The organism is Streptomyces sp. NH27, assembly GCF_056859195.1.
This window is the reverse complement of record NZ_JACEGK010000700.1, coordinates 1-3273: the sequence shown is the minus strand read 5'-3', so window position 1 is coordinate 3273 and position 3273 is coordinate 1. Positions and strand designations below refer to the sequence as shown.

Below are 3273 nucleotides of genomic sequence, written 5' to 3'. Positions count from 1 at the left end.
GGGCTGGGGCTGGGGATACGGGTCACCGCGCACCTCCGTGGTCGGGCCGGACACGTACGCACGCGGCGGAGCGGCCCGGCCCGGCGGGCCACAGCAACATCTCCTCGGTGCGGCAGGAAGCCTGCGCCTCGGAGCAGCGCGCGGCGAAGGCGCAGCCCGTACCGGCCTCCGACGGCCGGGGCGGGTCGCCCGCGAGGCCGACCGGCGCGCGCCGTGAGGCCGGGTCGCCGATGGTCGGGAAGGCCCGGGACAGCGCCCGGGTGTAGGGGTGTTCCGGATGCTGGAGCACCTGCTTGGACGGGCCGAGCTCGACGATCCGGCCGGCGTACATGACCGCCAGCCGGTCGCAGGTGTGCGCCAGCAGCGACAGGTCGTGCGTGATCATGATGACGGAGATCCGGGACTCCCGGACCCGGTCGGCCAGCAGCTCCAGGATCTGCGCCTGGACCATGACGTCCAGTGCGGTGGTCGGCTCGTCGGCGATGATCAGGTCCGGGCGGCAGGCCAGGGCCATGGCGACCATCACGCGCTGCCGCTGGCCGCCGGAGAACTCGTGCGGATAGCTGCGGATGCGCCGGGACGGGATGCCGACGCTGTCGAGCAGTTCGGCGGCGCGGCGCTCGGCGTCCTTCACCCGGATCCTGTCGTGGAGCACCATCGGTTCGACGATCTGGTCCAGCACGGTGCGCACCGGGTTCAGTGCGCTCATCGCGCCCTGGAACACCACCGACGCACCGGCCCAACGCACCGCCCGCAGCCGGGCCCAGCTGGTGGTCAGCAGGTTCTCGCCGCGGAACAGCACCTCGCCGCTGACCTTCGCGGAACGGTCCTGCAGGCGTAGCAGGCTCAGTGCCATCGTCGACTTGCCGCAGCCGGACTCCCCGGCGACACCGAGCGTGTCACCGGCGGCGAGGGTGAAGTCGACGCCCCGCACGGCGGGGACGGACTGGTTCCCCTGGCGGTAGGCGACGTGCAGGTCGCGGACCTCCAGCAAGGGCGGGTCGGCGGTGGCGGCGGCGCCGGCCGTCGCTGCGGTCTGGGCGGTCACTTGTTCTCCATCCGCGGGTCGAGCACGTGTTCCACGGCGCGGCCGGTGAGCGTGAAGCCCAGCACCACCACGAGGATCGCCAGGCCCGGGGGCAGCAGGTACCACCACGCGTCGGCGGTGAACGCACCGTTGAAGAAGGCGTCGTTGAGCATCTGGCCCCAGGTGACGCTGGCCGGGTTGCCGAGTCCGAGGAAGGTGAGCGTGGCCTCGGACAGCAGCGATCCGGCGACCGTAAGGGTGCTGGACACCAGGATCAGCGGCATCACGTTCGGCAGCACCTGGCGCACCATGATCTGACGGTCGCCGGCACCCAGCGCGCGGGCCCGTTCGACGAACGGGCGCGCCTCGACGGCGAGGGTCTGCGCACGCACCAGCCGCGCGGTCGCGGTCCAGGACGTGGCCGCGATGGCGATGGTGATCGACGTCTCGCCCTGGCCCAGCACGGCCGCCAGCGAGATCGCCAGCGGCAGGCTGGGCAGCGCGATGAACCAGTCGGTGACGTGCATCAGCGCCCGGCCGACCAGTCCTCCGTAGTGGCCGGCGACGATGCCCACCCCGGCGCCGATGACGACGGTCAGCGCGGTGGCGATGATGCCGATCCGCAGCGACTCCCGCGAGCCCCAGATCAGCAGCAACAGCACGTTGCGGCCGGCCAGGTCGGTGCCGAGCGGGTAGTGCCCGCTGGGCGCCGCGAGCAGCGGCCCGTCCACCTTGGTGACGTCCAGCTGGTCGGGGCCGATGAACAGCGGCGCGACCAGCGCCAGCAGGGAGAACACCAGCAGCACCGCGACCCCGGCCACTCCGGCGGGGCGGCGCATGAAGGCTTTGGCGAAGCGGCGTGCTCCGACGAACCTGACCGGGACGGCCGAGGCCGCCTCCTGCGCGGTGACGATCTGCGCGGCCGTCACTGGGCGCGCACCCGCGGGTCGAGGAACCGGTAGGCGAGGTCCGCCAGCAGATTCATGATGATCACACTCGCACTGAAGACGATGAAGGTGCCCTGGAGCAGCGGCAGGTCGGGAATCTTGAGGGCCTCGTAGGTGAGGTCGCCGAGGCCGGGCCAGGAGTAGACCGCCTCGACCGTGACCGCGCCGCTGATCAGCCCGCCGAGGTGCATGAAGATCATGGTCACCGAGGGCAGCAGGGCGTTGGGCAGCGCGTGCCGGCGGCGCACGGCCGCGTCGGTCAGGCCCTTGGCGCGGGCGGTCAGCAGGTAGGGACTGCCCTTCTCCTCGATGATCGAGGACCGCATGATCGTCACGTACTGGGCGTAGACGACGAGGACCATGGTCAGCGCCGGCAGGATCAGGTGCTTGGCGACGTCCAGGTAGTGCGTCGGCCCGGTCTGCGGCAGGGTCGGGTCGCTCATGCCGCCGACGGGCAGGAAGCCGTGGATCGGTCCGATCCCGACGCTGCACACCATCAGCAGGATCATGCCGAGCCAGAAGGTCGGCACCGACCACAAGGTGAGCGCGGTGGAGGAGGTGATCCGGTCGAACCGGCTGCCGGCACGCCAGCCGCTGCGCTGGCCGAGCCACAGCCCGAGCAGCACCGAGATGACGAACGACGTGCCCATCAGCAGCAGGGTCGGGCCGAGGCGGTTCATCGTCAGCGACGCGACCGACTGCCGGTACTCCCAGGAGTAGCCGAGCCGGCCGTGCAGCGTGTCGTTGACGAAGTCCAGGAACCGCTGCCACATCGGCTTGTCCAGGCCGAGCTGGACGCGCAGCTGGGCGAGTTGGGCCTGGCTGACCGGGCGCCCGCGGGTCATGGTGCGCACCGGGTCGGACGGCATCACGTTGAACAGGACGAAGCCGATGACCAGGGTGACCGCGAAACTGACCACCGCGGACGCGAGCTTGGCGGCGATGTAGCCGCCCCACGGCGTCCGCAGCGAACGCCGCGGCTTCGGGGCGGACACCGGCGCCACGACGGCCGGTTCGGCCACGGCGTCGGGGCTACTCACGGTCGTCGGCCCCCGCCCGGCGCCGGACGACGACGACACCCGCACCGACCACGATCACGGCCGCGGCGATGCCCAGCCCGATGCCCAGCCCGCCCGACGACGACGAGCCGCCGCCGTGAGCCGCCGGAGCCGCCTTCAGATACGTCCAGAAGGAGTTCTGCGCCGGGTAGAAGCCCTTGGCGTCCGGCTTGCCGACGTTGACGCCGGTGACCTTCGAGGACGAGGCGATCTTCAGCGTGGAGTTGTAGAGCATCACGTC

The 3273-nt window shown here is 71.4% G+C and carries 3 protein-coding genes and 1 pseudogene; all 4 read right to left on the bottom strand.

The genetic code is table 11. The annotated features are described in order from the left end of the window. Nucleotides 1–22 precede the first annotated feature (22 nt). Nucleotides 23–1048: an ABC transporter ATP-binding protein gene (locus tag AC13HU_RS34625; protein ID WP_483045961.1), complete on the bottom strand. Its 1026-nt coding sequence runs from the start codon at nucleotides 1046–1048 to the stop codon at nucleotides 23–25. After that, nucleotides 1045–1956: an ABC transporter permease gene (locus AC13HU_RS34620; protein ID WP_483045960.1), complete on the bottom strand. Its 912-nt coding sequence runs from the start codon at nucleotides 1954–1956 to the stop codon at nucleotides 1045–1047. The genes AC13HU_RS34625 and AC13HU_RS34620 overlap by 4 nt, the downstream gene beginning before the upstream one ends. Continuing rightward, entirely contained in the window at nucleotides 1953–3014 is a 1062-nt protein-coding gene (locus tag AC13HU_RS34615; protein ID WP_483045959.1) for an ABC transporter permease, read from the bottom strand. Before AC13HU_RS34615 ends, AC13HU_RS34620 begins: the two co-directional genes overlap by 4 nt. Then, a pseudogene (locus tag AC13HU_RS34610) lies at nucleotides 3007–3273 on the bottom strand (ABC transporter substrate-binding protein); the annotation flags it as partial. The pseudogene AC13HU_RS34610 and the gene AC13HU_RS34615, both read right to left, overlap by 8 nt.